The sequence below is a fragment of the Stutzerimonas stutzeri genome (genome assembly GCF_024448695.1).
Classification (GTDB): Bacteria; Pseudomonadota; Gammaproteobacteria; order Pseudomonadales; family Pseudomonadaceae; genus Stutzerimonas; species Stutzerimonas stutzeri_T.
The window spans coordinates 76,171-102,283 of sequence record NZ_JAMOHY010000004.1 but is presented as its reverse complement, the minus strand read 5'-3'; the positions used below and the strand labels follow the sequence as shown (position 1 = coordinate 102,283).

Annotated in this window: 25 protein-coding genes; 14 read left to right on the top strand and 11 right to left on the bottom strand. The window is 62.2% G+C overall.

All coding sequences use genetic code 11. The features are described 5' to 3' along the window. Positions 1–4: 4 nt before the first annotated feature. A complete protein-coding gene (locus NAV32_RS05645) occupies positions 5–658 on the bottom strand; it encodes an HAD-IB family hydrolase (RefSeq protein WP_256051821.1) in 654 nt (217 codons plus the stop codon). A gap of 179 nt (positions 659–837) precedes the next feature. On the opposite strand from NAV32_RS05645, the gene NAV32_RS05640 reads away from it, so the two are divergent. Continuing rightward, on the top strand, positions 838–1,317 hold the full coding sequence (locus NAV32_RS05640; protein WP_256051820.1) for an RNA pyrophosphohydrolase: 480 nt from the start codon (positions 838–840) through the stop codon (positions 1,315–1,317). 19 nt (positions 1,318–1,336) lie between these two features. Next, on the top strand, positions 1,337–3,610 hold the full coding sequence (ptsP, locus tag NAV32_RS05635) for a phosphoenolpyruvate--protein phosphotransferase (RefSeq protein WP_256051819.1): 2,274 nt from the start codon (positions 1,337–1,339) through the stop codon (positions 3,608–3,610). Between the two features lie 182 nt (positions 3,611–3,792). On the opposite strand, the gene NAV32_RS05630 is transcribed toward ptsP, so the two are convergent. Then, a complete protein-coding gene (locus NAV32_RS05630) occupies positions 3,793–4,569 on the bottom strand; it encodes an NRDE family protein (protein ID WP_256051818.1) in 777 nt (258 codons plus the stop codon). Between the two features lie 182 nt (positions 4,570–4,751). Between NAV32_RS05630 and NAV32_RS05625 the strand changes: the two genes are divergently transcribed. The 4 genes from NAV32_RS05625 (at position 4,752) to NAV32_RS05610 (ending at position 8,118) form a co-directional block, all read left to right on the top strand. Continuing rightward, positions 4,752–5,534, top strand: a complete 783-nt coding sequence (locus NAV32_RS05625) for a sulfite exporter TauE/SafE family protein (RefSeq protein ID WP_256051817.1) — start codon at positions 4,752–4,754, stop codon at positions 5,532–5,534. A 14-nt stretch (positions 5,535–5,548) separates the two neighbouring features. Next, positions 5,549–6,349 (top strand): prolipoprotein diacylglyceryl transferase, encoded by an 801-nt coding sequence (lgt, locus tag NAV32_RS05620; RefSeq protein WP_256051816.1) that lies wholly within the window; start codon positions 5,549–5,551, stop codon positions 6,347–6,349. A gap of 106 nt (positions 6,350–6,455) precedes the next feature. Next, complete coding sequence (locus tag NAV32_RS05615; protein WP_256051815.1) at positions 6,456–7,250, top strand: thymidylate synthase; 795 nt, start codon at positions 6,456–6,458, stop codon at positions 7,248–7,250. A gap of 94 nt (positions 7,251–7,344) precedes the next feature. Then, the gene (locus NAV32_RS05610; RefSeq protein WP_256051814.1) at positions 7,345–8,118 is read left to right on the top strand and encodes a ParA family protein; all 774 of its coding nucleotides are present in this window, start codon (positions 7,345–7,347) and stop codon (positions 8,116–8,118) included. Positions 8,119–8,138: 20 nt separating this feature from the next. Here the strand turns inward: NAV32_RS05610 and NAV32_RS05605 are convergent, their stop codons facing one another. Beyond that, the gene (locus NAV32_RS05605) at positions 8,139–8,924 is read right to left on the bottom strand and encodes a universal stress protein (protein ID WP_256051813.1); all 786 of its coding nucleotides are present in this window, start codon (positions 8,922–8,924) and stop codon (positions 8,139–8,141) included. 176 nt (positions 8,925–9,100) lie between these two features. Here NAV32_RS05605 and NAV32_RS05600 point away from each other — a divergent pair, with 176 nt between their 5' ends. Then, entirely contained in the window at positions 9,101–10,030 is a 930-nt protein-coding gene (locus tag NAV32_RS05600) for a response regulator (protein WP_256051812.1), read from the top strand. Positions 10,031–10,184: 154 nt separating this feature from the next. Next, positions 10,185–11,081, top strand: coding sequence for a M23 family metallopeptidase (locus tag NAV32_RS05595; protein ID WP_256051811.1), 897 nt, complete (start codon positions 10,185–10,187; stop codon positions 11,079–11,081). 73 nt (positions 11,082–11,154) lie between these two features. Here the strand turns inward: NAV32_RS05595 and NAV32_RS05590 are convergent, their stop codons facing one another. From NAV32_RS05590 to rlmE, 5 genes are all read right to left on the bottom strand, one after another. Further along, entirely contained in the window at positions 11,155–11,913 is a 759-nt protein-coding gene (locus NAV32_RS05590) for an outer membrane beta-barrel protein (RefSeq protein ID WP_256051810.1), read from the bottom strand. Between the two features lie 184 nt (positions 11,914–12,097). Further along, on the bottom strand, positions 12,098–13,441 hold the full coding sequence (locus NAV32_RS05585) for a hemolysin family protein (protein ID WP_256051809.1): 1,344 nt from the start codon (positions 13,439–13,441) through the stop codon (positions 12,098–12,100). 112 nt (positions 13,442–13,553) lie between these two features. Continuing rightward, positions 13,554–14,855 (bottom strand): phosphate regulon sensor histidine kinase PhoR, encoded by a 1,302-nt coding sequence (phoR, locus tag NAV32_RS05580; protein WP_256051808.1) that lies wholly within the window; start codon positions 14,853–14,855, stop codon positions 13,554–13,556. Positions 14,856–14,983: 128 nt separating this feature from the next. Beyond that, a complete protein-coding gene (gene phoB, locus NAV32_RS05575) occupies positions 14,984–15,673 on the bottom strand; it encodes a phosphate regulon transcriptional regulator PhoB (RefSeq protein ID WP_256051807.1) in 690 nt (229 codons plus the stop codon). Between the two features lie 109 nt (positions 15,674–15,782). After that, entirely contained in the window at positions 15,783–16,403 is a 621-nt protein-coding gene (gene rlmE / locus NAV32_RS05570) for a 23S rRNA (uridine(2552)-2'-O)-methyltransferase RlmE (protein ID WP_256051806.1), read from the bottom strand. Positions 16,404–16,643: 240 nt separating this feature from the next. On the opposite strand from rlmE, the gene NAV32_RS05565 reads away from it, so the two are divergent. Both NAV32_RS05565 and NAV32_RS05560 read left to right on the top strand, forming a co-directional pair. After that, a complete protein-coding gene (locus NAV32_RS05565) occupies positions 16,644–18,272 on the top strand; it encodes an NAD(P)/FAD-dependent oxidoreductase (RefSeq protein ID WP_256051805.1) in 1,629 nt (542 codons plus the stop codon). Positions 18,273–18,283: 11 nt separating this feature from the next. Beyond that, positions 18,284–19,009, top strand: a complete 726-nt coding sequence (locus tag NAV32_RS05560) for a TrmH family RNA methyltransferase (protein ID WP_256051804.1) — start codon at positions 18,284–18,286, stop codon at positions 19,007–19,009. Between the two features lie 171 nt (positions 19,010–19,180). Here NAV32_RS05560 and ubiA read toward each other — a convergent pair whose 3' ends face one another. From ubiA to glcC, 3 genes are read right to left on the bottom strand one after another with little or no spacing between them, the layout of a single operon-like run. Next, on the bottom strand, positions 19,181–20,077 hold the full coding sequence (ubiA, locus tag NAV32_RS05555) for a 4-hydroxybenzoate octaprenyltransferase (RefSeq protein WP_256051803.1): 897 nt from the start codon (positions 20,075–20,077) through the stop codon (positions 19,181–19,183). Between the two features lie 37 nt (positions 20,078–20,114). Next, positions 20,115–20,696 (bottom strand): chorismate--pyruvate lyase family protein, encoded by a 582-nt coding sequence (locus NAV32_RS05550; protein ID WP_423836416.1) that lies wholly within the window; start codon positions 20,694–20,696, stop codon positions 20,115–20,117. Between the two features lie 52 nt (positions 20,697–20,748). Then, positions 20,749–21,519: a transcriptional regulator GlcC gene (gene glcC, locus NAV32_RS05545; RefSeq protein WP_256051802.1), complete on the bottom strand. Its 771-nt coding sequence runs from the start codon at positions 21,517–21,519 to the stop codon at positions 20,749–20,751. A gap of 230 nt (positions 21,520–21,749) precedes the next feature. Here glcC and glcD point away from each other — a divergent pair, with 230 nt between their 5' ends. From glcD to NAV32_RS05525, 4 genes are all read left to right on the top strand, one after another. Then, the gene (gene glcD, locus NAV32_RS05540) at positions 21,750–23,249 is read left to right on the top strand and encodes a glycolate oxidase subunit GlcD (protein ID WP_256051801.1); all 1,500 of its coding nucleotides are present in this window, start codon (positions 21,750–21,752) and stop codon (positions 23,247–23,249) included. Next, on the top strand, positions 23,249–24,307 hold the full coding sequence (glcE, locus tag NAV32_RS05535) for a glycolate oxidase subunit GlcE (RefSeq protein ID WP_256051800.1): 1,059 nt from the start codon (positions 23,249–23,251) through the stop codon (positions 24,305–24,307). Before glcD ends, glcE begins: the two co-directional genes overlap by 1 nt. Before the next feature lie 5 nt (positions 24,308–24,312). Further along, positions 24,313–25,530: a glycolate oxidase subunit GlcF gene (gene glcF, locus NAV32_RS05530; protein WP_256051799.1), complete on the top strand. Its 1,218-nt coding sequence runs from the start codon at positions 24,313–24,315 to the stop codon at positions 25,528–25,530. 173 nt (positions 25,531–25,703) lie between these two features. Then, positions 25,704–26,108: a heme-binding protein gene (locus NAV32_RS05525; RefSeq protein ID WP_256051798.1), complete on the top strand. Its 405-nt coding sequence runs from the start codon at positions 25,704–25,706 to the stop codon at positions 26,106–26,108. Positions 26,109–26,113 lie beyond the last annotated feature (5 nt).

The window sequence follows — 26,113 nt, the reverse complement described above, 5'->3', positions numbered from 1 at the left end:
TCATTCAACGCAGGCTGATGATGTCCCAGCCTCGCTGCCCGGCAATCTCGCGCAGGATCGGATCGGGATCGACCGCGACCGGATGCGTGACGCGCTCCAGCAGCGGCAAGTCGTTGCGTGAATCGCTGTAGAAATAGCTGCCCTGCAGGCTTTGTCCGGTTTCTTCGAGCCAGCGCTCGATGCGCGTGACCTTGCCTTCCTGGAAGCAGGGCGTATCGGTCAGGCGTCCAGTGTAGCGTCCGTCCTGCATCTCGCATTCGGTGGCCAGTAGTGTGTCGACCCCCAGTCGCGCAGCGATCGGTGCGGTGATAAAGCGGTTGGTGGCGGTGATAATCACCACTCGGTCGCCCGCCTCATGATGCTGGCGCACCAGCGCTTCGCCCTTGGCCAGCACGATGGGCTCGATAAATTCGGCCATGAACTGCCGATGCCATTCCTGCAGCTGAGCCATTTCGCTGCGCCCCAGCAGTTCCTGGCAGAAGTTCTGGTAGGCCAGCACATCCAGCTCGCCCGCCAGGTAGTCCTGGTAGAAGGCATCGTTGCGTGCCTTGTAGGCCGTGGCGTCGACGATGCCGTGGCGGCAGAGGAATTCCCCCCAGGCGTGATCGCTGTCACCGGCCAGCAGGGTGTTGTCTAGATCAAATAGAGCCAGGCGCACGTGGCGAACCCTCACACAGTAAAACGCGCAGCATAGCGGGAATCATCCCTCGACTGCAGCCTGCGAACACTGGCGACGGGCCTGTGGTGCCCGCCGCAGAGCAGGTGATTATCCAGCTTTCGGCTTCGCGCCTTTTTGTGGAACAATGCGGCGCACATGCGTCTGCGAGGTTGTATGCCGTGATCGACTCCGATGGTTTTCGCCCCAATGTCGGCATCATTCTGACCAATGATGTCGGGCAGGTGCTGTGGGCGCGACGGATCAATCAGGATGCCTGGCAGTTCCCTCAGGGCGGCATCAACCCCAACGAGACCCCGGAAGAAGCGCTGTATCGCGAGCTCAACGAAGAGGTTGGGCTGGAGCCGCAGGACGTGGAGATCCTGGCCTGTACCCGGGGCTGGTTGCGCTATCGTCTGCCGCAGCGGCTGGTACGCACTCATAGCCAGCCGCTGTGTATCGGTCAGAAACAGAAATGGTTTCTGCTGCGCCTGACCGGCGCCGATGAGCGGGTGCGCATGGATGTCACCGGCAAACCCGAATTCGATGGTTGGCGCTGGGTCAGCTACTGGTATCCGCTGGGTCAGGTCGTCACCTTCAAGCGCGAGGTCTATCGTCGCGCCCTAAAAGAACTTGCCCCGCGCCTGATGGCCGGGGACTGACGGGAGAAAGCCTCTGAGCATGCTCGGCACGCTGCGCAAGATTGTCCAGGAAGTGAATGCCGCCAAGGACCTCAAGGCGGCGTTGGGCATCATTGTGCTGAGGGTTCGGGAGGCCATGGCAAGCCAGGTCTGCTCGGTCTATTTGCTCGATCCGGAGTCGGATCGCTTCGTTCTGATGGCCACCGAAGGCCTGAACAAGAAAGCCATCGGCAAGGTCAGCATGGCCCCCAACGAGGGCCTGGTGGGCCTGGTGGGCACACGCGAAGAGCCGCTCAATCTCGAACATGCTTCCGAACACCCCCGCTATCGCTATTTTGCCGAAACCGGCGAAGAGCGTTATGCCTCTTTCCTCGGTGCGCCGATCATTCACCATCGCCGGGTGATGGGCGTACTGGTCATCCAGCAGAAGGAGCGTCGCCAGTTCGACGAGGGCGAAGAGGCCTTCCTGGTGACCATGAGCGCTCAACTGGCCGGGGTCATTGCCCATGCCGAGGCGACCGGTTCGATCCGTGGTCTCGGCCGTCAGGGCAAGGGTATTCAGGAAACCCGTTTCATCGGAATTCCCGGTGCGCCCGGCGCGGCTGTCGGTACCGCGGTGGTGGTATTGCCGCCAGCGGATCTGGATGTGGTACCCGACAAGACCGTCGACAACATACCCGCCGAGCTGACGTTGTTCGAGGCGGCGCTTGAGGCGGTTCGGGCAGACATGCGTGCGCTGTCGGAGAAGCTTGCGTCGCAGATGCGCAAGGAAGAACTGGCGCTGTTCGACGTCTATTTGATGATGCTCGACGACTCCGCCCTCGGCGGCGAAGTGGCCGCGGTTATCCGCACCGGGCAATGGGCGCAGGGCGCCTTGCGCCAGGTGGTCAGCGACCATATCGCCCGTTTCGAGATGATGGATGATGACTACCTGCGCGAGCGGGCTTCGGACATCAAGGATATTGGCCGACGTCTGCTGGGCTACCTGCAGAAAGCACACAAGCAGGCGCTGACCTATCCCGATAAAACCATTCTGGTCAGCGAAGAGCTGTCCCCGGCGATGCTTGGCGAGGTGCCTGAAGGCCGCTTGGCAGGGATGGTCTCGGTATTGGGTTCGAGCAACTCACACGTCGCCATCCTGGCCCGCGCCATGGGTATTCCGACGGTGATGGGGGCGGTGGACCTGCCGTACTCGAAGGTCGATGGCATTGAACTGATCATCGACGGTACGCGTGGCGAAATCATCACCAACCCGGCCAAGGTGCTGCGCGAGCAATACCTGCAGCTGGCCGAGCAGGAGCGCCAGCTGTCTGCAGGGCTCGATGTCCTGCGCGAGTTGCCATGTGAAACCACCGACGGTTACCGCATTCCGCTGTGGGTCAACACCGGACTGCTCGCCGATGTGGTGCGCGCCCAGGAGCGCGGCGCCGAGGGCGTGGGGCTGTACCGCACCGAAGTGCCCTTCATGATCAAGGAGCGCTTCCCCAGCGAAAAGGAGCAGATGGCGATCTATCGCGAACAGCTCCAGGCGTTCCATCCCTTGCCGGTGACCATGCGCACCCTGGATATCGGCGGTGATAAATCCCTGCCGTACTTCCCGATCAAGGAGGAAAACCCCTTCCTCGGCTGGCGCGGCATTCGCGTGACGCTCGATCATCCGGAAATCTTTCTGCTGCAGATCCGCGCCATGCTCAAGGCCAGCGTCGGGCTGAACAACCTGCGCATTCTGCTGCCGATGATCTCCGGCATACGCGAGCTGGAAGAATCGCTGCACCTGATTCATCGTGCCTGGGGCGAGGTGCGCGACGAAGGCATGGATGTGCAGCTGCCGCCGATCGGGGTCATGATCGAAGTGCCCGCAGCGGTCTACCTGACGCGCGAGCTGGCGCGGCAGGTGGATTTCATCTCGGTCGGCTCCAACGACCTGACCCAGTATCTGCTGGCCGTGGATCGCAACAATCCTCGGGTCGCCGACCTCTATGATTATCTGCATCCGGCAGTGCTCGAAGCCTTGCAGCGGATCGTCAAGGAAGCCCATGAAGAGGGCAAGCCGGTAAGCATATGTGGCGAGATGGCTGGCGATCCTGCGGCTGCCATGCTGTTGCTGGCGATGGGTTTCGACAGCCTGTCGATGAACGCCACTAACCTGCCGAGGGTGAAATGGCTGTTGCGTCAGATCAGCCTGCAGACCGCGAAGGATCTGCTGGCCAAGGTGATGACCATCGACAGCCCTGAAGTCACCCATGCCACCGTGCAGCTGACGCTGCGCAACCTGGGCCTGGATAAGCTGACCAACCCTTCTGCGGCGATCTGAGGCGCCGTCCTTCCAAGGCCTGTGATGTGTTAACAGCATTTCACAGGCGAAAGGGTGAACGCGCTTTTAGCACAGCCCCGAAGGGGTGAGCGAAGCGAGTCAAAGGCTCATTTACAACCCGTAAACCCGGTTTTTCACCTTGCTGTAGGACCGAACTCAGTCGGCCTTCAATGAAATCGTCCCTACGGGTTGGGTTCTCGGCGACTCTCGGGGTGAATGAAATGAACCTCGCCCAATCTGCCGTCGGGGCCGAAGCTGCGTTCCAGTATCTCCAGTGAGCCATCGCTGCGGCGTATCAGTGCCGTGCTGGCGCGGGTGCCATAGTTCTGGCTGGTGATGAATATGCTCGACAACAAGGCTTCCAGCTCCGGGGTTACCCCGGTATTGGGCAGCCGATCAGTAGCGGGCTTCCAGGTGTCGGTCAGCAGCTGCAGCAGGGCTTCGGCGTCGAAGTGCTCCTGCTCCAGGCTGCTGGCCAGGGCACTTTTCGCGCGAACCAGTTTTGGCCAGGGCGTATCCAGCGAAGCGTTGGACAGTCCGTAAATGCCCGGTTCAAGCCGGCGCGGCATGCCTTCTTGGGAGTTCAGGTGCCAGAGCGACTGGGTGTCACCTACCAGCAGGTTGAAGCCGGCATAGTCCGAGCGCTGCGCCTGCAGCTGCGACAGATAGACCTCGGGTGAAAACTGGCCGCGCAAGTAGCGCTCCGGTAACTCGCCACGCGAGCGAGGGCCGGCGATCTGGCCGGGACAGCGGATGTTGGTCAGGGCGGCGAAGCGTCCGTCCAGGGTCATGCCCATCCAGGTGCCGCCCGCTTGCAGATCTCGTCCGGCGATCAGTTCGGGCATCTCAGTCCAGGGCGCCAGTGGCTGGCTGGGGCGCTCATGGAATTCGTCACGGTTGGCCGCGACCACCAGCGGTACGGGCTGCCTGGGTTGCCAGGCGAAAACGATCAGGCACATGGAAATCGAAAAAGACGAGGGAGGCTGGAGGCTAGACGAAAATACAGGTTGGGTCACGCATCCTTCTGGTACTGGAAGTCAGAAGGCGAGCCTGGTCTGATCAAAAACTGCACGTCCTTGGCCTGCCGCTGCCGGGCCGTTTTTCAGCTACCATGCCGCTTTGTTTTTTCAGGATGACTCCAATGGAGTTCGTGCTTTATCTGATTCTCGGCTCTGTGGCCGGTGTGCTGGCCGGCCTGTTCGGCGTCGGTGGCGGCCTGGTGATCGTACCGGTGCTGGTCTTCAGCTTTACCCTGCAAGGCTTCGCACCGGAAGTGCTGACGCATCTGGCCGTTGGTACTTCTCTGGCGACCATCGTCTTTACCTCGATTAATTCGATCCTCGCGCATCAGCGCAAGGGCGCGGTGCGTTGGCCGCTGGTGCTCTGGATGACGTTCGGCATCGTCGTTGGCGCTGTGCTGGGCAGTCTGACTGCCGATGCGATCCAGGGGCCGGTGCTGCAGAAGATCATCGGTGTATTCGCGATCCTCATGGCCATTCAGATGGGCTTTGACATCAAGCCCAAGGCCAGCGGCGACGTGCCCGGCAAGCCCGGTTTGTCCATCGCCGGCGTGGTGATTGGCTGGGCATCGGCGATCTTCGGCATTGGCGGCGGATCACTCACGGTGCCGTTTCTCAGTTGGCGCAGTGTGCCGATGCAGCAGGCGGTCGCCACCTCTGCCGCCTGCGGGCTGCCGATTGCCATCGCCGGAGCGCTGAGTTTCATGATGGTCGGCTGGCACAACGAGCAACTGCCGCCGTTGAGCTTTGGTTTCGTCTATCTGCCGGCGATGGTCGGTATTGCCGTCACCAGCATGTTTTTCGCCCGATATGGCGCCAATCTGGCGCACCGTCTGTCGCCAAAAATGCTCAAGCGGCTGTTTGCGCTACTGCTACTGGTTGTCGGTATCAATTTTCTGATTTGAGTGAGGAGCGCTGGATGCTGGCCTATCCACAGATAGACCCCGTGGCCGTTTCCCTGGGGCCATTGCAGATTCACTGGTACGGTCTGATGTACCTGATCGGCATTGGCGGCGCCTGGTGGCTGGCCTCGCTGCGGGTGCAACGCTTCGCACCCGAATGGCCCAAGGACAAGCTGTCCGACCTGGTGTTCTGGGTGGCCATGGGGGTGATCGTCGGTGGGCGCCTGGGCTATGTGCTGTTCTACGATCTGGCTGCCTACATCAATGATCCAAGCCTGATTTTGCAGGTGTGGAAGGGCGGCATGTCCTTCCACGGCGGACTGATCGGCGTACTGCTGTGCAGCTGGATCTTCGCCCGGCGCAACGGCAAGAGCTTCTTCGAGCTGATGGACTTCATCGCACCGTTCGTGCCCATCGGCCTGGGCGCCGGACGCATCGGCAACTTCATCAATGCCGAACTCTGGGGTAAGGCGACCGACGTGCCCTGGGCCATGGTCTTCCCGACCGATCCGCAGCAACTGGCCCGCCATCCTTCGCAGCTTTACCAGTTCGCGCTGGAAGGCGTCGCGCTGTTCCTGATCCTCTGGTTCTATTCACGCAAGCCGCGGCCGACCATGGCGGTTTCCGGGCTGTTCGCGGTGTGCTACGGCATCTTCCGCTTCATCGTCGAGTTCGTGCGGGTGCCGGATGCGCAGCTCGGCTATCTGGCCTTCGGCTGGCTGACCATGGGCCAGGTACTCTGCGTGCCGATGATCCTGCTCGGCCTGGCGATGATCGTCTGGGGCTATCGCCGCGACGCGGGTCGGGCGCCGGCCTGAGATCATTGACCCTGCCTGTCGCCGCAAGGGCGACAAGCGGGGCGCAGGCCTTTTACTATTCGCGCAGCCTTTTCACCGCGCTTCGGCGCCTGCTTTGAGTCAATCGATGAAACAGTACCTCGACCTGATGCGCCACGTGCGCGACCACGGCACCTTCAAGAGTGATCGTACCGGCACCGGCACCTACAGCGTGTTCGGCCATCAGATGCGCTTCGATCTGGCCGAAGGTTTTCCGCTGGTCACCACCAAGAAGTGCCACCTCAAGTCCATCATCCACGAGCTGCTGTGGTTCCTTCAGGGGGACACCAACATCAAGTATCTGAAGGATAACGGCGTGCGCATCTGGGATGAGTGGGCCGACGAAAACGGTGAGCTGGGGCCGGTGTATGGCTACCAGTGGCGCAACTGGCCGTCGCCCAATGGCGAGTCGGTGGATCAGATCGCCAGGCTGGTGCAGATGATCAGGAGCAATCCGGATTCCCGTCGCCTCATCGTTTCAGCCTGGAACCCCGCGCTGGTGGACCAGATGGCCCTGCCGCCGTGCCATGCGCTGTTCCAGTTCTATGTTGCCGACGGCAAGCTCAGCTGCCAGCTGTACCAGCGTTCGGCCGACATCTTCCTCGGCGTACCTTTCAACATCGCCAGCTACGCATTGCTGACGCTGATGGTGGCGCAGGTCTGCGATCTGCAACCGGGCGAGTTCATCTGGAGCGGCGGCGATTGCCACCTCTATTCCAATCACCTGGAGCAGGCCGACCTGCAACTGGCTCGCGAGCCGCTGGCGCTGCCGACGATGAAGCTCAATCCGGACGTGAAGGATCTGTTCGCCTTCCGCTTCGAGGACTTCGAACTCGTCGATTATCAGGCCCATCCGCATATCAAGGCCCCAGTAGCGGTGTGACCCCCTGAACTTTGGTCGCAAAAGCTCACCGGTTTAATCGCGTTGTCACATTTGCCCTATAGACTCGACCGAACTGTATTTCGGGAGCTATGGCATGCGCAGGGTCGTGTTCAATCAGAAGGGGGGTGTCGGCAAGTCCAGCATCGCCTGCAACCTCGCTGCCGTCAGCGCCTCGCAGGGCTATCGCACGCTGCTGATTGATCTCGATGCCCAGGCCAACTCCAGTCATTACCTCACCGGCTTGACGGGTGACGATATCCCCACCGGCATCGCCGACTTCTTCAAGCAGGTGCTGGCCGGCGGCGCGGCCGGCAAGAAGGCGCGTCCGCCGATCATCGAAACGCGCTTCGACAACCTGCACCTGATTACGGCCACCGCCGAACTGGCAGATCTGCAGCCCAAGCTCGAAGCCAAGCACAAGATCAACAAGCTGCGTAAGCTTCTGGACGGTCTTGATGACGACTACGAGCGTATCTATATCGATACGCCGCCGGTCCTCAACTTCTATACCGTTTCAGCGTTGATTGCGGCGGATCGTTGCCTGATCCCCTTCGACTGCGACAGCTTCTCCCGGCAGGCGCTGTACGGTCTGCTCGCTGAGATCGAGGAGTTGCAGGAAGACCATAACGAAGGCCTGGTAGTCGAAGGCATCGTGGTCAACCAGTTGCAACCGCGGGCGGCCCTGCCACAGCAGATGATCGAGGAAATGCTGGCCGAGGGACTGCCTATGCTGCCGGTGCATCTGATGAGTTCGGTGCGGATGCGTGAATCCCACCAGGCCTGTATGCCGCTGATCCATTTCGACCCAAGGCACAAGCTGACCCGGCAGTTTGTCGAATTGCATGAGTATCTTGAGGGCGCAGTCTGACTGCAGCTTCGCTGCAGGTTTCAGCGCGCAATCAGTACGTCGCAGGGCGGGTGATCCAGGTATTGCCGAGTCAGGCTGCCCAGCAGCGCGCTGCTCATCTCGCCACGACTATGACCGCCGAGGGCCAGCAGTTGTGGCTGCAGTTCGGCAATCGCCGAATCCAGGCAGTTGCTGCGCTCGCCCTGACGCAGTGTCGACTTGAGCAGCGCGCCGTTGTCGGGCAGCCCGGCCTTAAGGTCCTCGGTCAGTTGCTCGAACAATTCCTGTTGCAGCACGCGCTCGTCTTCGTCCGGGCTGTGCACTTCAGCCACTTCATGGATATTCAGTGCGGTCAGTTCGGCGCCGCTCGGCAATAGCTGCCAGGCCGTCTGCAGGGCGCGGCTGGCGCAGCGCGAGTAGTCCAGGGCAGCCAGAGCGCGTGAATAGGGCTGCGCAGGCGTGATGGCGAGCAACAGGGGAATCGGGCAGCCCAGCAGGATGCGTTCCAGGGTGGTGCCGGCGAAACCCTGGGGCGACCGGCGATGGTGCTGGCCGAGCACCAGCAGGTCCGCTTCCAGCCCGCTTGCCTGGGTCAGGATTTCCTCCACGGGTCGTCCCCGGCGAATCCAGGGTTGCAGCTCGCTTAGCCCCGCCTCGTTCAGCCTGGCGTGCAGGTAGGCGCGTGCCTGCTGTTCATCGCCGTGCTCATCGAGCACGTACAACAGGCTCAGGCGTGCATGGCCTTGCCGTGCCAGTTGTGCCGCGCGGCGCAACGCCAGATCGGCTTCCGGACTGAGGTCGTGGGCGACGAGTATGTGCTGAACCATGATGGCCTCGGGGCTGAACGAAGGTGGGCAGTATGCCGCGCCAGCCCGGTGATTGTCCCGCATGGCACCCAGAGGCAGAACTGTTTGGCACTGGGAAATACGCAACACTTAACGGTCGTGCTTTTTTCAATACACAGCTACCGCTATGCTGGCGACCATTCAAGCAGGAGCGAATGATGAGCAAGGTCAGTGTGCTGGTGGTGGATGATGCGCCTTTCATCCGTGATCTCGTCAAGAAGGGGCTGCGTGGCCAGTTTCCCGGTATCCGCATCGAGGAAGCGGTGAATGGGCGCAAGGCCCAGCAGATGCTTGAGCGCGACCGCTTCGACCTGATCCTCTGCGATTGGGAAATGCCTGAAATGTCAGGCCTGGAACTGCTTTTCTGGTGCCGCGAACAGGAAAAACTCAAGACGCTGCCGTTCATCATGGTCACCAGCCGGGGTGACAAGGAGAACGTGGTGCAGGCGATTCAGGCCGGGGTATCCGATTTTATCGGCAAGCCCTTCACCAACGAGCAGCTGACCGGCAAGGTCCGCAAGGCGCTGGGGCGGGCCGGCAAGCTCGATGCGCTGGCTGCCAGCGCGCCTGTGCGCACCATGGCTACCGGGCTGGCCAATGATTCACTGGCCGCGTTGACGGGTGGCAAGGCGGAGGTACTCAAGCCGGCAGTGGCCGAAGCGCCTGCGGCGTCCGCCGCTGCTGACAGGCCCGCCCTGGGCGCAGCCATGCCGCTTGTGCAGCCGCGTGTGGAAAAACCCTCCGTCAGTGGTGGGCGCGGGCAGGGGCAGTTGCGTCTGGCTTCGGGCACGCTCGCCTGTGTGATCAAGGCGCTCAGCCTGAAGGAAGGGTTGCTGGTGGTCAGGCGTGGCGAGACCCTGCCGCAGGTGCTTGAAGGCGCAGTGCTTGATCTGGAGCAGGGCGAGGGCGGCGAGGTGGCAAGGCTGAACGGCTATCTGCATGCGGTCGCCGCGTTCGAGCCGAAACCCGATAGCGAATGGCTGCAACTGACCTTCCGTTTCGTCGATCGCGATCCGCAAAAACTCGACTATCTGTCACGCTTGATCGCCCGCGGTACGGCGCAGCGGCACTTCGTCCCCGGCGCCTGAAGCAGAAAGGCGGCGGCAAGTCGTCCGGGCTGCATCCTGTCGACTGGCGTGCATTACGGTAATGAACCGCTTCACACCCCGATGGTTGGCGACTCGCGCAGAGTCGATTGCGCTGCTAGTCTGCGGCTTCTGCACACATCATGAAGTTGTCGCTATGTCGGGACGTATTTTCGCGCTGCTCGGATTGTCCTTGCTGGCCCTTCCGGCCTCGGCGCTGACCATTTACAAATACACCGATGCCAATGGTGTGGTCACCTACAGTGACCAGGCCGTGTCGGGCGCAGCCGTGTTCACCTTCAACGACCGCATGGTCGAAAAGCTCGACAATCAGGTGAAGCTGGAGACGCGCAAGCATGCCGCAGGCGAAACCTTGCTGGTGCGCAACGACCTGTATGCGCCAGTGGATATCGAGCTGAAGTTCGACGGCGTGCAGAACGCAGTTGGGGTGCCGGACAAGCCGATTCGCTGGGTGCTGCCGCCGCGCAGCCAGATTCGTCTGGCGACGCTGGCACCCCGTGATCCGTCCCGTCCGCTGAAATACACGCCCCGGCTGCGCCACGCGCTGGGCGACCCGCGCCTGCTGCCCAAGCCTTACAAGTATCCGCTGCCCTGGCGTGGCGGCCCCTTTCGCCTGACCCAGGGCGCCAACGGCCAGTACAGCCACTTCACGCCCAAGGGGCGCTATGCGGTGGATATCGCGATGCCCGAGGGTACGCCCATCGTCGCGGCGCGTGGCGGTACGGTGGTGCGGGTGGAGAACGAGCAGAGCGGGCGCGGCAATAATCCGGCTGGCAACTTCGTGCGCATCCTGCATGACGACGGCACCATGGGCGTCTACCTGCACCTGATGAAGGGCTCGGTAGCGGTGCGCGAGGGGCAGCGCGTCAGCGCCGGCAGCAGCATCGCCCGTTCGGGCAATACCGGCAACAGCACGGGCCCGCACCTGCATTTCGTGGTGCAGCGCAATGTCGGGCTGACGGTCGAATCGATTCCCTTCGAATTTTCCCAGCCAGTGGGCAGCCTGCCGAACTTCGCCGTGGGTGGTGAGTAACGAGCGTCCGGCAGGCCGTGGCTTTCAGCGGGATCAGCGGTTCGTTGAAAGCCGGGGCAGTTTCAGCAACCTGTTAGAACGCCAGGCCAACCTTCAGGCCCACCTGCTCCTGCTTGAGCTTGCTGTTTTCGGCAAGTGCGCTGTTGCTGTCGAGTTCATAGCGGGTCTGGGTGTAATACAGGCTGGTGCTGATCGGCATGTTGTTGATGCCCTTGTTCCAGAGCACGCTCAACTCGCCGTAGGGGTTTACCTTTTCCTTGAGATCGACGGTGTCGCTCTCCCCGCCAACCTCCAGTTTGCTATCGGCCTCGATGGAATAGCGTGCGCCCACTTCCAGGCGCACGGTGTAGTCCGGCGTCAGGTAGTTGTAGCCAACGCCGGCCTTGGCGAAAGGCGAGCGGGTGGTCAGCTTGACGTCTTCTTCAAGCAGGCCGACGCGTACGTCGTCCTGCTCGATGCGGCCCCAGTCATAACCGCCGCCGACGATCAGGTCGACGTAGTTGTTTGTGCTCAGCGCTGCACGCAATCCGAGATCCAGGTCTGCTCGAGCGGAGAGGTATTCCACGTCGTCCTTGTCGCGATACTGGCCTTCGGCGCCGATCTGGTAGATGAAGCCTTCCTGCCCGGTCAGCTTGTTGCCGAAGTTGTAATACAGGCCGCCCTGGTTGAGGCGCTCCTTGTCGCTTTCATCGCCGAGGGTCAGCTTGTACTGATTGTGCGAGCCGATGACGCCGAGGTTCGAGATCGGGCCCGTTGCGGATTGAGCGAAGGCATGGGTGCCGGCCAGGCACAGGGTCAGTGCAGCGGTAGTGGTCAAGCCGTTGATGCGCATGAGGGTAGCTCCATCTTGTCAGACGAGAATTAGCGGCTAAAAGAAGCCGCCTATGCCGTGGACCGGCACTACCTTCAAAAAATTCTGCCTAGCGCGATGGACGGTCGATTTTTCAAGTAAATCAGCGACTAGCAGCCAGTATGTAAACAAACATGTAAGCACCGGGGCGGCGTGGAGCCAACCGCTATTGCTGAACCCGGAGTACCTTCGCCAGCACGATTTTCGGGCCGCGCATTTTCTTGATGATGATCTGCAGGCCATCGACCAGCAGCTCTTCGTTTTCCTCGGGGACGCGCTTGAGGGTTTCGTAGATCAGCCCGGCCAGTGTGTCGGCTTCGATATGGTCGAGGTCGACATGGAGCAGGCGTTCGACCTTGAACAGGGGCGTGTCGCCGCGCACCAGCAGCTTGCCCGGCTGGTAGGTGAGGATGCCGCGCTCGGTCTTGCGGTGTTCGTCCTGAATGTCGCCGACCAGCACTTCCAGCACGTCTTCCATGGTGAGAAACCCCACCACCTTGTGATCGCCTTCCTCGACCAGTACGAAGTGCGCGCCGCCCTGGCGGAACTGTTCCAGCAGATCGCTCAACGGCAGGTGTCTGGAAACCCGCTCCAGCGGGCGCAGCAGCTCGTCGAGGCGGAAGTTTTCGGCCAGATCCTTGTCGCTTGCCAGCGCCAGCAGCAGGTCCTTGATATGCAGCAGACCGGTGTACTCACCCTGCTCGCGGTCATAGACCGGATAGCGGCTGTACTTGTGAAAGCGGATCACGTCGAGGATCTGCGACAGCGGTGCGTCATGCTCCAGTTGCAGCAGGTCCTCACGCGAGTTGGCCCAGTCGGCCACTTCCAGCTCACTCATCTCGACTGCCGAGGCGAGCACCTGGATCTGCGCGTTGGTCGGGTCAAGAGCGCGATTGGAATGCAGGATCAGCTTCAGCTCTTCGCGGGTGTAATGGTGCTCGTAATTGCCACCGGGCTCACCCTGGCCGGCAATACGCAGAATGGCGTTGGCGCTGGCGTTGAGCAGGTAGATCGCCGGATACATCAGCCAGTAGAACAGGTACAGCGGCACCGCCGTCCACAGCGACAGCAGCTCGGGTTTGCGGATCGCCCACGACTTGGGTGCCAGCTCGCCGATCACGATATGCAGATAGGAAATGATGAAGAATGCGGTGAAGAAGGCGATGCCGTGGAGCAATACCGGGGAGTCGATGCCGAGCGTCGTCAGCAGCGGCTCCAGCAGGTGGGCAAACGCCGGCTCGCCGACCCAGCCGAGACCCAGCGAAGCCAGGGTGATGCCCAGCTGGCAGGCGGACAGGTAGGCGTCCAGCTGGTTGTGTACTTTGCGCAGGATATGCCCGCGCCAGCCGTGCTGTTTGGCAATGGCCTCGACCTTGGTCGCGCGCAGTTTGACCATGGCGAACTCGGCGGCGACGAAGAAGCCGTTGAGCAGGACCAGCAGCAGAGCAAAGAGAATCAGGCCGAAGTCGGCGAAATACGTGGGGGCGTTATAAGCGGGGGAGGGGTCCATGAAGATTTCAGATGATGGATGACCGCAGCACAATGGGGCTCATTGTGCTGGTTTTCAAGGGTCGCTGGGTGGGGGCTCTGACAGGCGATGTACGTGACGCTGGCTCAGCGGCTCAGCGGCTCAGCGTCAGCGAATGCGGGAAGCTGCAGGTAAAGGTGCTGCCCTTGCCCGGTGTGCTGTCGATATCCAGACGACCCTGATGACGCAGCAGTACGTGCTTGACGATGGCCAGGCCAAGGCCGGTGCCGCCGGTGCTGCTGGCGCGGCTGGAGTCGACCCGGTAGAAGCGTTCGGTCAGGCGTGGCAGATGCTTGGGTTCGATACCGATGCCCGAGTCTTTCACGGCCAGGTGTGCGCCGTATTCGTCATGCCACCAGCGCAGGTGAATCTGGCCACCCGGTGGGCTGTATTTCACCGCATTGAACAGCAGATTGGAGAAGGCGCTGCGCAATTCCGATTCGCTGCCGCGTAGCGCCAGCGTGGCGTCCGCGTCGAGGCTGATGACGTGCTGCTGCTCCGCCGACAGGGCCAGGGCGTCGTTGCGGATCGACTCCAGCAGCGCGGTCACATTCACCGGTTTGGCGCTTGCCGGAGGGTCGGTGGCTTCCAGTTTGGCCAGCAGCAGCAGGTCGTTGAGCTGGTGCTGCATGCGGCCAGCCTGCTGGTTCATCTGCTGCAGCGCACGAGTCCAGCGCGGGCTGGTGTCTTCGCTGTGTTCGAGCAGGGTTTCCAGGTAGCCGGCGATCACCGTCAGCGGCGTGCGCAGTTCGTGGGAGACGTTGGCGACGAAATCCTTGCGCATCTGTTCCAGCTGGTGGAGGCGGGTGATGTCGCGCACCACCATCAGGTATTCGCTGTTGCCGTAGCGGGTGATGGTGATCTGCAGCCAGAGGCGGTCATCGACAGGTGAGGAAAGCTCCAGCGGGTCTTCATGGCGGCCGCTGTCGAAATATTCCTTGAAGCTGGGATGGCGCACCAGGTTGGTGATCGGATGGCCGCTGTCCTGCGGCTTTTTCAGGCCCAGCAGGCGCTCGGCGGCGGGGTTCCACCACTCCAGATTGGCATCGCTGTCGAGCATGATCACCGCGTCCTTCAAGGCTGTGGTTGAGCCTTGAACGCGGTCGATCACCGACTGCAGCTGCCCGCGAAGTTGCAGGTCGCGTCGTTGCAACTGGTACAGATTGTCGAAGATATCGCCCCAGATGCCGTGGCTGTCCGGCGGCGGATTGTCCGGCTGCTCGCGCTTGAGCCAAAGCTGCAGGCGGAGCATCTGCCGCAACGTCCAGCCGAGATAGCCGGCCAGGCCCAGCACCAGCGCCCAGGCGTACTCACCGGTAATCAGCCCGATCAGCAGACAGCCGGCCAACAACAGAAGCAGGAGGCGCACCAGAGCGCCGTGCCAGTCTTGGTTCACCGCTGATGCTCCTTGAGGCAGCCCGTGTGGAGGTCTTGTGCAACACCCGCAAGGCACCGGTCAGTTCAGGTTGCATGAAAACTGCTGTGCTCGCTCATGCGCGTAAGAAAGCCCGGGGTGCGGTGTAGTCAGCTCTTGGTGGAAAAACGATAGCCGGTGCCACGCACAGTCTGCACCAGGTTCTCGTAGGTTTCGCCCAGCGCCTTGCGCAGGCGGCGGATATGCACGTCCACGGTGCGTTCCTCGACGTACACATTGCCGCCCCAGACCTGGTCGAGCAACTGGCCGCGTGTATAAGCGCGCTCCTGGTGGGTCATGAAGAACTGCAAGAGCCGGTATTCGGTAGGCCCCATTTCCGCCGGGATACCGTCGATGGTGACGCGGTGGCTGACGGGATCGAGCAGCAGGCCGCCAATCTCGATGGGCGTCTCGTTGTCGTTGGGCGCGGCTCGGCGCAGCACCGCTTTCAGACGTGCTACCAGCTCGCGTGGGGAAAAGGGTTTGGTGATGTAATCGTCGGCACCGACTTCCAGGCCCTGGATCTTGTTGTCCTCGGCGTCCTTGGCGGTGAGCATGATGATCGGCGTGTTGGCCGTCAGCTCTTCGCGCTTTAGGCGGCGGGCCAGTTCGATGCCGGAGGTGCCGGGGAGCATCCAGTCGAGCAGGATCAGGTCCGGCTGACGATCGACGACCAGCGCATGAGCATCCTGCACATTCTCTGCTTCAAGGCATTCATAGCCGGCCATTTCCAGCGCCACCACGATCATCTCGCGGATCGGTGCTTCGTCATCGACGATCAGTATGCATTTGCCATTCATGTCCGCTCTCGGTCCGCTTTGTCGTTCGGCATTAGATAACGGAAATATTGCAGGGATGTTACAGGGGCGCGGAGGAAGACGCGCTCGATCGGCTTCTGGCGGTGGCGCCTTAGCCTTTGAATCCTTTGGCCACCAGATAAACCTCGTTCGACCGCGGTCGTGACGCCGCAGGCTTGCGGACCACCACTTTCTCGAATGAGGTGCGCACGTCCCTCAGGAAGTCGTCGGAGCCTTCGCCCTGGAAGACCTTGACCACGTAGTTGCCATTGGGCTTCAGCACTTTGCGGACCATGTCGAGGGTGAGTTCGACCAGGTACATCGAGGAGGCTTGGTCGGCGACAGCGACGCCGCTGAGATTGGGCGCGATGTCGGAAACGATCAGATCAGGCTGCCGGCCGTCGAGCGTGTCCAGCAGCTGCTGGAATACAGCATCCTCGGTGAAGTCGCCCTGGATGAAGTCGACGTTGTCCAACGGGTCCATCGGCAGGATGTCGGTGGCCACGACCCGCCCTTTCTCGCCGACGAGCCTGCCGGCCACTTGCGACCAGCCACCGGGAGCAGAGCCGAGATCCATCAGCAGCATGCCGGGGCGTATCAGCTTGTCCTTCTCGTTCAGCTCGATCAGCTTGTAGCTGGAGCGCGAGCGCAGGCCATCCTTCTGGGCCTGTTTGACGTAGGGATCGTTGACGTGTTCATCCAGCCAGCGGCGGCTGCTTTTGGATCGTTTCATGACGGAGGTACCACGGAAAATCAAGCTGAGGGGCGGCCAACGCATGGGGCAAAAGAGAACTGTTGGGCGCGGAATGGCGCCAATTATAGGCCGATAACGCTGTGCAGGTTAAATCGGCAGGGCAGGGCGCGTTGTGCTGCTGCCTTTGGAAAGTCGCCGGAGTTGGCTGCGACGGGTACAATCGGCCCCCATTTCCCCCTGTTTTTTCCTCTGCCGGAGTCACCGGCCAGGACCCTCGCCATGATTCGCATCAACGAACTGTCTCTGCCCCTCGATCACTCCGCCGATGAATTGCGCCAGGCCATCGTCAATCGCCTGGGTATCAGCGACGCCGATCTGCTGAATTTCACCGTGTTCAAGCGCAGCTACGATGCTCGCAAGAAGAACAGCGTCATCCTGTTCATCTACATCATCGACCTGGAGGTTCGCGACGAGGCCGCCGTGCTGGCGCGTCTGGCTGACGACCGCAATGTCCGTCCGGCGCCGGACACCAACTACTATCCGGTCGGGCAGGCGCCGGCTGATCTGAGCGAGCGGCCGTTGGTGGTGGGCCTTGGCCCCTGTGGCTTGTTCGCGGCGCTGCTGCTCGCGCAGATGGGCTTCAAGCCCATCGTGCTGGAGCGCGGCAAGGAAGTGCGCAGCCGCACCAAGGACACCTGGGCGCTGTGGCGCAAGAATGTTCTAACGCCCGAATCCAACGTGCAATTCGGTGAGGGCGGTGCCGGCCTGTTCTCCGACGGCAAACTCTACAGCCAGATCAAGGACCCCAAGTTCTACGCCCGCAAGGTGGTGCATGAGTTCGTGCGCGCCGGCGCGCCAGAAGAAATCATGTACGTGAGCAAACCGCACATCGGTACCTTCCGGCTTACCGGCGTGGTGGCCACCATGCGTGAGGAGATCATCGCCCTGGGCGGCGAGGTGCGCTTTGAAAGCAAAGTGACTGAGCTGCTGATCGACAATGGCCAGGTCGAGGGTGTGCTGCTGGCCAGTGGCGAAACGCTCCGCAGCCGTCATGTGGTCATGGCGCTGGGCCACAGCGCTCGCGATACCTTCCGCATGCTGCACCGCCAGGGCGTGTTCATGGAGGCCAAGCCCTTTGCCGTGGGTTTTCGCATCGAGCATCCGCAAGGCCTGATCGATCAGGCTCGCCTGGGCAAATACGCCGGCCATCCGGAGCTTGGCGCCGCCGATTACAAACTCGTCTATCACGCCAAGAATGGCCGCGCCGTTTACAGCTTCTGCATGTGTCCGGGCGGCACTGTGGTGGCGGCCACTTCCGAGCCGGGGCGCGTGGTGACCAACGGCATGAGTCAGTACTCGCGCAACGAACGCAACGCCAATGCCGCTATCGTTGTAGGCATCAATCCGGAGCAGGATTTCCCCGGTGGCACGCTGGCCGGTGTGGAATTCCAGGAGCGTCTGGAGTCCCTTGCCTACGAACTGGGCGGTCGCGATTACTGCGCACCGGCGCAATTGGTCGGCGATTTCATTCGCGGCGTGCCGTCGAGCGAGTTCGGAGAGATAGAACCGTCCTACAAGCCGGGTGTGCGTCTGGGTGATCTGGCGGCGTCCTTGCCGGAATACGCCATTGAAGCCATTCGCGAAGCGCTGCCGGCGTTTGGCAAGCAGATCCGCGGTTTTGACCGTGACGATGCGGTGCTGACCGGTATCGAAACCCGCACTTCATCACCCGTGCGCATCACTCGCGACAATGAGACCTTGCAAAGCCTCAACCTGAAAGGCCTGTATCCGGCCGGTGAAGGTGCTGGTTACGCGGGCGGTATTCTGTCTGCGGGCGTGGATGGCATCAAAGTCGCCGAAGCGGTGGCCAAGTCGCTGCTGTCCGAAGTCAGTGAGCAGAACAACTGAGCGCCACATTGATGAAACTCGACGACATCAAGAAACTTCAGCAGAAAAAATACCGCGCCGAGTTTGGTCATTTCCTGGTGGAGGGCGAGCATCTGTTGCTGGAGTTGCAGAAGGCGGCCTTGCATAACCCGCAGCTGCAGCGCAGCGAGCTGTATGTCACCGCGGCCTACGAGCACTGGCAAAGCCCGTTCAGGGCTCATGTCATCAGCGATCGACAGATGGCGCAGATCGCTGACACCAAGACGCCGCAAGGCATCGTCGCCGTGGTGCCGATGCCGGAGCGTGTCGCGCCGGTCTCTGAAGCCGGTGAGCGCGCCATTTACCTGCATGAAATTCAGGACCCCGGCAACCTCGGCACCATTCTGCGTACCCTGGCCTGGTTCGGTAATTTCCGCTGTCTGCTCAGCCCCGGCAGCGTCGATCCGTACAACCCCAAGGTTGTGCGCTCCAGTATGGGCGCGATCTTTCATACGCCCATGGAGCTGGATGTGGAACTGGATTCGTTGCGCACCCGCTTCGCGCGCATCGCCTGCCTCGATATGAATGGCGAGCAACTGCAATCGGCCAGCTTCAAAACATTCGACTGTTACCTGTTCGGCAACGAAGCCCGTGGTGTGCCCCGTGAGCAGCTGGCTGCGCTAAACGCACAGCCGTTCACGATTGCCGGTTGCGGCGCCATCGAATCGCTGAACCTGGCCGCCACCGTCAACATGTGTGCCTACGAACTGAACCGGTAACTGGCTTCGTTGATTGCTGACCGTAGCCTGGATCAGCCGTAGGCGTAATCCGGAGAGTGCGAAGCATCGACCAGCGTACAAGCCTGCAGCATCGTGCGTGGCAGAAGCACCGTCCGGCGGATCGGTGAAGCGTTGATCCGCCCTACACTTGAGCCGCTAACGACGTCAGCATCAGGCAGTTTTCAGCGCGTAATCCAGCACGATTCCCGCAAGAATCGCCAATCCCGCCCAGTGATTGTGCAAAAAGGCCTTGAAGCAGATGAGCGGATCGCGCGTGCGGGTTTTCCAGAACTCCCAGGCGAAGCAGGCGGCGGCGATGAACAGGCCGAGGTGGAACCACTGGCCCAGCTCGAAGCGCACGCCGGCCAGGATCAGGCAGAACAGCGCCATCCCCTGCAGCGTGAGGATGATGATCCGGTCGGCTTCGCCGAACAGGACGGCGGTGGACTTGATGCCGATCTTCAGGTCGTCCTCGCGGTCGGCCATGGCGTAATAGGTGTCGTAGCCCACGGTCCAGAGCATGTTGGCGATGAACAGCAACCACGCTTCTGTTGGCAGGCTGCCGGTTTCGGCGGTGAAGGCCATCGGAATGCCCCAGGAAAAGGCCGCGCCCAGCACCACTTGCGGGTAATAGGTGTAGCGTTTCATGAAGGGGTAGAGCGCGGCGACGGCCAATGCGCCGAAGGACAGCCAAACGGTTGCTGCGTTGGTCAGCAGCACCAGGCCGAAGCTCAGCGTCACCAGTACCGCGAAGAGAATCCAGGCTTCCTTTGTTGTGATCTTGCCGGTGGCCAGGGGACGCTTCTTGGTCCGACTGACGTGGCCGTCGAAGTTGCGGTCGGCAAAATCGTTGATTACGCAGCCGGCGGCGCGCATCAGGATCACGCCGAGGATGAAGATGATGACGTTCTTCACGCTGGGCGCGCCTGCGCCGGCGATCCACAGGGCGCCAAGCGTCGGCCACAGCAGCAGGTAGGTGCCGATGGGGCGATCCAGACGCATCAGCTGAATGAAATCGAAGGCGCGCGGATGCAAACGATTGGTTGAGTGCAGAAGCTTCTGATACATCGATGGCCTCCTGGCGAAATGGGTGTCGTGCGGTTGCTCAGTTTTCGTTCTGCGCGGCTTGCCACAGGGCGGGCAGAAAGACCTCGGCGACGAGCACGCCCAGTTTGCCCCGGCTGAATCGGGAGCGTCTGGCCCAGAGCCGCATCTGACGAATGTCTTCAGGCAGCCAGGCGTCGGGATAGTGTGTGGCTTCGAGCGGGCCGCGGGCAAAGGCCTGGTCGCTGAACAGCAGTTCGCCCAGCGAGCGACTGCCCAGGCGCTGCAGGTCGAAGCCCGAGTCTTCCAGCGCACTGCGTGCTGCCACGCTGCGGGCGAACACCCAAGGCTCGCCATGCCCGCGCAGATACACTTCGCGCACCCAGCCGGTGCTGTCTGGCGCCACGCCAAGGGCTGCGCACTCATCGTTACGCAGCGGCTGCCAGCCCTCGCGCAACGGCGTAACACTGAACGCGCCGGCGGCGAGGAGCGTGAGGCGACGAGTCAGCGAGCCCTTGTCGACATAGAGCCAGTCATGCAGCAGCGGGTCGAGCGGCGCGGGAAGTTGGTCGGCGGCCAGCCAGTCTTCAAATTCGGACACGGGCGAGAACAGGCAGTTGAAATGAGGCGGCGAGTCTAGCATGCCCGTGTCAGAGGCCTGCGAATGCAGCCTGCCGGAGCGCAGGCCGGTACAGTTATGCCCATCCCTCCAGCCGCATGGTTGCCCGCACCAGCCGCTGTTCTTCCTGTTCGATTTCCTTAAGGTTGTCGCGAATGCCGTGGATATGGTCACGGGCGGCGCGCTGGGCCTGATCGGGCAGGCGCTCGGTGACCGCATGAAACAGTCGCGAGTGCTGTCGGTCGATCTGGCGCTTCTGCGCAGGGCGGTGGTAGAGGTTGTTCACCGAGGCGAACACGGTGGAGAGCATCAGATCGGTCAGCGACTGCAGGGTATGCACCAGTACCGGATTGTGCGAAGCCTCGCAGATGGCCAGGTGAAAGGCGTGATCGAGGCGGGCATGTTCGCGAGGGTCGGTGGCTTCGCCAGCATGTGCGGCGAGCATTTCCTCGTAGCGTCGGCGCAGCAGAATGAAGTCTGCTTCTGTGCCGCGCAGCGCCGCCAGCCGTGCCGATTCGCCTTCCAGCAGAGCGCGCACTTCGAGCAGGTCGTAGAGCGTGCGCGGTTGCGAATTGAACAGGTGCATCAGCGGCGAGGCATCGTGTCCGCCGGACAGCTGGGCGACGAAGGAGCCGCGCCCCTGCGAGGTTTCGATGATGCCGCGCCCACGCAACACGCGCAGACCTTCACGCATGGCCGAGCGGGAAATGCCGAGCTTTTCGCACAGGCGACGCTCCGATGGCAGGGCCTGCCCGACCTTGAGCACGCCATCGATGATCAGTCGCTCGATGCGCTCGGCAACCACATCCGCGATCTGACGTTTCTCGGGAACAAGCGGGTTGAGCATGACTTTCTCAGTGGTAGGACCAGTTGTGATTGAGTTTAACCTGTCATCGAGAAAAATGCTGGAAGTGCCAGATAGCGAGCCTTTGATGAAAAATATGCAGCTTTATTGCATTTCAAACTGGTAGGACCAGCTGGTCAGAGAGTGGACGCGATGACTTTTTCGGGCTAAAGATGCGTCACTCCGCCGCAGCTGGCCGTGCTGTTGGTGAATAACGAGAGCATCCGACTGCCATGAATATTCTGTACGACGAACGCATTGACGGTGAGCTGCCCAAGGTGGATAAGGCCGCGCTGCTGGCTGAACTGCAGGCGCAGCTGCCCGACCTGGATATCCTCCACCGCCTTGAAGATCTTAAGCCCTATGAGTGCGATGGCCTCTCCGCCTACCGCACCACGCCGATGCTGGTGGTGCTGCCCGAGCGTATCGAACAGGTCGAAGCCCTGCTCAAACTTTGCTATCAGCGCCGCGTCCCGGTGGTTGCCCGCGGTGCCGGCACCGGCCTGTCCGGCGGTGCGTTGCCGCTGGAACAGGGCATCCTGCTGGTGATGGCGCGTTTCAACAAGATTCTCGAGGTCGATCCTGCCGGACGCTTTGCCCGCGTCCAGCCTGGTGTGCGCAACCTGGCGATTTCCCAGGCCGCCGCGCCCTTTGAGCTGTATTACGCGCCGGATCCCTCCTCGCAGATCGCCTGCTCCATCGGTGGCAACGTTGCGGAAAACGCCGGTGGCGTGCATTGCCTGAAGTACGGCCTGACCGTGCACAACCTGCTCAAGGTGGACATCCTCACCGTCGAGGGCGAGCGCATGACGCTCGGCTCCGAGGCGCTGGATTCACCTGGTTTCGACCTGCTGGCGCTGTTCACCGGCTCCGAGGGCATGCTCGGCATTGTCACCGAGGTGACGGTCAAGCTGCTGCCCAAGCCGCAGGTGGCCAAGGTGCTGCTGGCCGCCTTCGATTCGGTGGAAAAGGCCGGGCGTGCGGTGGGTGACATCATCGCCGCGGGCATCATTCCCGGCGGGCTGGAGATGATGGACAACCTCTCGATCCGCGCTGCCGAGGACTTCATCCATGCCGGCTACCCGGTGGATGCCGAAGCCATCCTGCTTTGCGAGTTGGATGGCGTGGAAGCCGACGTGCACGATGACTGCGCCCGCGTCAGTGAAGTGCTGAAGCTGGCCGGCGCCACCGAAGTGCGTCTGGCCAAGGATGAAGCCGAGCGCGTGCGCTTCTGGGCCGGGCGCAAGAACGCCTTCCCGGCGGTCGGCCGTATTTCCCCTGACTACTACTGCATGGACGGCACCATCCCGCGCCGCGAGCTGCCGGGCGTGCTCAAGGGCATCGCCGAACTGTCCGAACAGTACGGCCTGCGCGTGGCCAACGTGTTCCATGCCGGCGACGGCAACATGCACCCGCTGATCCTCTTCGATGCCAACCAGGAAGGTGAGCTGGAGCGCGCCGAAGACCTGGGTGGCAAGATCCTCGAACTCTGCGTCAAGGTCGGCGGCAGCATCACCGGTGAGCACGGCGTGGGCCGCGAGAAGATCAACCAGATGTGCGCCCAGTTCAACGCCGACGAGTTGACGCTGTTCCATGCGGTGAAAGCCGCCTTCGACCCGACCGGCCTGCTGAACCCCGGCAAGAACATCCCGACCCTGCATCGCTGCGCCGAATTTGGCCGCATGCATATCCACAACGGCGAGCTGCCCTTCCCCGAACTGGAGCGCTTCTGATGACAGTTTCATTCGACGCCAGCGAGCAGTTGCTGGATCAGGTCAACCAGGCGCTGACTGCCAGGACGCCGTTGAGCATTCAAGGCAGTGGCAGCAAGAAATTCCTTGCCCGTGCGGTCGAAGGCCAACTGCTGGATGTGCGCGCCCATCGCGGCATCGTCAGCTATGACCCCACCGAACTGGTGATCACCGCCCGCGCCGGCACACCACTCAGCGAGCTGGAGGCGGCGCTCGATGCCGCCGGGCAGATGCTCCCCTGCGAACCACCGCACTTCGGCGAAGGTGCTACGGTTGGCGGCATGGTTGCTGCGGGACTATCCGGCCCGCGCCGTCCGTGGAGCGGTTCGGTACGCGATTTCGTGCTCGGCACGCGTGTCATCACCGGCCAGGGCAAGCACCTGCGCTTCGGTGGCGAGGTGATGAAGAACGTCGCCGGCTACGACCTGTCGCGCCTGATGGCCGGCAGCTTCGGTTGCCTGGGTGTGCTCACCGAGGTGTCGCTGAAGGTACTGCCCAAACCACGCCTGAGCACCGGCCTGCGCCTGGAACTGGATCTGGAACGCGCGCTGCTCAAGCTCGCCGAATGGGGCCAGCAGCCGGTGCCAATCAGCGCCGCCAGCCATGACGGGCAGGCGCTGTACCTGCGCCTGGAAGGCGGCGAGGGTTCGGTCAACGCGGCGCGTGAGCGTATCGGAGGCGAGGAGCTGGGGGCCGTCTACTGGAGCGATCTGCGCGAGCAGCGGCTGGCCTTCTTTGCCGATGCGCGGCCACTGTGGCGTCTGTCGCTGCCAAACAACACGCCGGCAGTCGTGCTGCCCGGCGAGCAACTGGTGGACTGGGCCGGTGCCCAGCGTTGGCTGAAATCCGAAGCCGATGCCGAACAGATTCGCGCCATCGTCACCGAATTTGGTGGTCACGCGATCTGCTACAGCCCAGGCGCCACGGCCAGCCCATTCCAGCCACTGGCCGAGCCGCTGTTGCGCTACCACCGCCAACTCAAGGCGCAGCTTGACCCGCAGGGGATATTCAACCCTGGCCGCATGTATTCCGAGGTCTGACACGTATGCAAACGAACTTGAGCGAAGCCGCGAAGAAGCTGCCGCGTGCCGAGGAAGCCGAGAGCATCCTGCGCTCGTGCGTGCATTGCGGTTTCTGCAACGCCACCTGCCCGACCTATCAGTTGATCGGCGATGAGCTGGATGGCCCGCGCGGGCGAATTTATCTGATGAAGCAGATGTTCGAAGGTGGCGAAGTCACCGAGAGCACCCAGCTGCATCTGGACCGCTGCCTGACCTGCCGCAACTGTGAAACCACCTGCCCGTCGGGCGTGCAATACCACAACCTGCTGGATATCGGTCGCGACTTCATGGAGCAGCAGGTGCCACGCACCCTGAGCGAGCGCCTGGTACGCGGGGGGCTGCGCACAGTAGTGCCACGTCCGGCGCTGTTCAAGGCGCTGCTGAGCACCGGCAACGCCTTGCGTCCGCTGATGCCGGCCAGCCTCAAGGCGCATCTGCCGCGCCAGGTGCGCCCCCCCGTGGAGCGGCCGCAGACTACCCACGCACGCACTGTGCTGATGCTCGAAGGCTGCGTGCAGCCGAGCCTGTCACCCAATACCAATGCGGCCACCGCACGGGTACTGGATCGACTCGGTATCAGTGTCACGCCCATTCGCGAAGCCGGCTGTTGCGGTGCGGTGGACTATCACCTCAACGCCCAGGAAGCCGGGCTCGACCGCGCGCGCCGCAATATCGACGCCTGGTGGCCGAGCATCGAGGCGGGCGCCGAAGCCATCGTACAGACCGCCAGTGGTTGCGGTGCCTTCGTCAAGGATTACGGCCACCTGCTGCAGGGCGATCCGGCCTATGCCGTCAAGGCCGCACGGGTCAGTGCGCTGACCAAGGATCTGGTCGAAGTGCTGCGTGGTGCGGAGCTGGAAACGCTCAACGTCAAGGCAGACAAGCGCATGGCTTTCCACTGTCCCTGCACGCTGCAGCATGCACAAAAGCTCAGTGGCGCGGTCGAAGATGTGCTCACGCGACTGGGCTTCCAGCTCACCGCCGTGCCGGACGCGCACTTGTGCTGCGGTTCGGCTGGCAGTTATTCGATCACCCAGCCGGAGCTTTCCAAGCAATTGCGTGACAACAAGCTGACCGCGCTGGAAAGCGGCAAGCCGGAAGTCATCGTCACTGCCAACATCGGTTGCCAGACCCACCTCGACGGCGCTGGCCGCACGCCGGTGCGGCACTGGATCGAGATTGTCGAAGAGGCGATGCAGTAACGCCGAGCAAAGCGCTTGAGGCTGAACGAAAAAGCAGAACCCGTAGGAGCGAGGAGGACGCCGAGTCCCTGTTTGCGATCAATGACGCCGAGCTGTGGCCATTGGCGAGCAAGCTCGCTCCTGCAAAAAAACACCTGCGCCCTGGCGCAGACCGAATTCCATAAGGAGAGAACATGAAAACCAAAGCCGTACTGGGCCAGGCCGAAGTCGCCGCCATCCTCAACGCCGCGCGTACCGAAGCGCAGAACAACGGCTGGGCCGTGACCATTGCCGTGGCCGATGACGGTGGCCATCCGCTGGCGCTTGAGCGTCTGGATGGCTGCGCACCCATCGCTGCTTACATCGCCACTGAAAAAGCCCGCAGCGCTGCTGTCGGTCGGCGCGAAACCAAGGGGTACGAGGACATGGTCAACGGCGGTCGCAACGCCTTTCTGTCCGCGCCGGTGGTCTGCTCGCTGGAAGGCGGCGTGCCGGTGATCGTTGACGGCCAGGTGGTCGGCTCGGTGGGTGTCTCCGGGGTGACCGCCACTCAGGACGCACAGGTAGCCAAGGCCGGCGTCGCTGCCCTCGCCAACTGACTCGA

Excerpts from the sequence above, each read along its gene's own strand:
- ptsP (WP_256051819.1), top strand. The coding sequence starts at position 1,337 with ATGCTCGGCACGCTGCGCAAGATTGTCCAGGAAGTGAATGCCGCCAAG.
- NAV32_RS05630 (WP_256051818.1), bottom strand. The coding sequence starts at position 4,569 with ATGTGCCTGATCGTTTTCGCCTGGCAACCCAGGCAGCCCGTACCGCTG.
- NAV32_RS05625 (WP_256051817.1), top strand. The coding sequence starts at position 4,752 with ATGGAGTTCGTGCTTTATCTGATTCTCGGCTCTGTGGCCGGTGTGCTG.
- lgt (WP_256051816.1), top strand. The coding sequence starts at position 5,549 with ATGCTGGCCTATCCACAGATAGACCCCGTGGCCGTTTCCCTGGGGCCA.
- NAV32_RS05615 (WP_256051815.1), top strand. The coding sequence starts at position 6,456 with ATGAAACAGTACCTCGACCTGATGCGCCACGTGCGCGACCACGGCACC.
- NAV32_RS05610 (WP_256051814.1), top strand. The coding sequence starts at position 7,345 with ATGCGCAGGGTCGTGTTCAATCAGAAGGGGGGTGTCGGCAAGTCCAGC.
- NAV32_RS05605 (WP_256051813.1), bottom strand. The coding sequence starts at position 8,924 with ATGGTTCAGCACATACTCGTCGCCCACGACCTCAGTCCGGAAGCCGAT.
- NAV32_RS05600 (WP_256051812.1), top strand. The coding sequence starts at position 9,101 with ATGAGCAAGGTCAGTGTGCTGGTGGTGGATGATGCGCCTTTCATCCGT.
- NAV32_RS05595 (WP_256051811.1), top strand. The coding sequence starts at position 10,185 with ATGTCGGGACGTATTTTCGCGCTGCTCGGATTGTCCTTGCTGGCCCTT.
- NAV32_RS05590 (WP_256051810.1), bottom strand. The coding sequence starts at position 11,913 with ATGCGCATCAACGGCTTGACCACTACCGCTGCACTGACCCTGTGCCTG.
- NAV32_RS05585 (WP_256051809.1), bottom strand. The coding sequence starts at position 13,441 with ATGGACCCCTCCCCCGCTTATAACGCCCCCACGTATTTCGCCGACTTC.
- phoB (WP_256051807.1), bottom strand. The coding sequence starts at position 15,673 with ATGAATGGCAAATGCATACTGATCGTCGATGACGAAGCACCGATCCGC.
- rlmE (WP_256051806.1), bottom strand. The coding sequence starts at position 16,403 with ATGAAACGATCCAAAAGCAGCCGCCGCTGGCTGGATGAACACGTCAAC.
- NAV32_RS05565 (WP_256051805.1), top strand. The coding sequence starts at position 16,644 with ATGATTCGCATCAACGAACTGTCTCTGCCCCTCGATCACTCCGCCGAT.
- NAV32_RS05560 (WP_256051804.1), top strand. The coding sequence starts at position 18,284 with ATGAAACTCGACGACATCAAGAAACTTCAGCAGAAAAAATACCGCGCC.
- ubiA (WP_256051803.1), bottom strand. The coding sequence starts at position 20,077 with ATGTATCAGAAGCTTCTGCACTCAACCAATCGTTTGCATCCGCGCGCC.
- NAV32_RS05550 (WP_423836416.1), bottom strand. The coding sequence starts at position 20,696 with ATGCTAGACTCGCCGCCTCATTTCAACTGCCTGTTCTCGCCCGTGTCC.
- glcC (WP_256051802.1), bottom strand. The coding sequence starts at position 21,519 with ATGCTCAACCCGCTTGTTCCCGAGAAACGTCAGATCGCGGATGTGGTT.
- glcD (WP_256051801.1), top strand. The coding sequence starts at position 21,750 with ATGAATATTCTGTACGACGAACGCATTGACGGTGAGCTGCCCAAGGTG.
- glcE (WP_256051800.1), top strand. The coding sequence starts at position 23,249 with ATGACAGTTTCATTCGACGCCAGCGAGCAGTTGCTGGATCAGGTCAAC.
- glcF (WP_256051799.1), top strand. The coding sequence starts at position 24,313 with ATGCAAACGAACTTGAGCGAAGCCGCGAAGAAGCTGCCGCGTGCCGAG.
- NAV32_RS05525 (WP_256051798.1), top strand. The coding sequence starts at position 25,704 with ATGAAAACCAAAGCCGTACTGGGCCAGGCCGAAGTCGCCGCCATCCTC.